The sequence below is a fragment of the Mycobacterium ostraviense genome (genome assembly GCF_002705925.1).
Lineage (GTDB): Bacteria > Actinomycetota > Actinomycetes > Mycobacteriales > Mycobacteriaceae > Mycobacterium > Mycobacterium ostraviense.
Window position 1 is genome coordinate 1 of sequence record NZ_NKRE01000054.1, and the last position, 729, is coordinate 729.

The 729-nt window shown below is 66.9% G+C and carries 1 protein-coding gene; it reads left to right on the forward strand.

The genetic code is table 11. From position 1 onward, the window contains the following. On the forward strand, positions 1 to 729 hold a 729-nt coding region (locus CDN38_RS27875; protein WP_142361396.1), incomplete at both ends, for an AMP-binding protein.

The following is a 729-nucleotide window of genomic DNA, read 5'->3' on the forward strand; positions in this document are numbered from 1 at the left end:
GCTGATGCCGCGCCGATCGTCGCGTTGAGCACCGCTGATCTGGCTCACCGGTTGGGCGGGTGCGACCTGCTGGTCATCGACATCGATGATCCTGCTGTCAAGGCCCAGCCCAGTACGGCGTTACCGGCGCCGGCCGGGGATGACATCGCCTATTTCATCTACACCTCGGGTACCACCGGAACGCCCAAGGCGGTGGCCATCACCCACCACAACGCGACCCAGCTGATCGAGTCACTGCAGGAGCGCAAACACCTGCTGCCGCATGCGGGGGTGTGGTCGCAGTGCCATTCGTATGGCTTCGATGTCTCGGTCAAGGAGATCTTGGGGGCGTTGCTGGGTGGTGGGCGGCTGGTGGTCGTGCCCGAGGAGGTGGTCGGCTCACCGGAAGATTTCCACGGCTTGCTGGTCAGGCAACGGGTCAGTGTGTTTACGTCGACCCCTGCTGCGGTGGCGATGTTGTCGCCGCAGGGATTGGACTCGTTGGCGGTGTTGGCGGTGGGCGGTGAGCCCTGCACGGCCGAGTTGGTGGATCGGTGGGCGCCAGGACGGGTCGTGATCAACGCCTACGGCCCCACCGAAACCACGGTGCGTGCGTCCACGAGTGCGCCGTTGGTTGGGGGGGCCGGGCCGGCGCCGATCGGCTCACCGGTGGCGGGAGCGGCGCTGTTTGTGCTGGATGGGTGGCTGCGGCCGGTGCCGGTGGGGGTGGTCGGGGAGCTTTATGTGGCC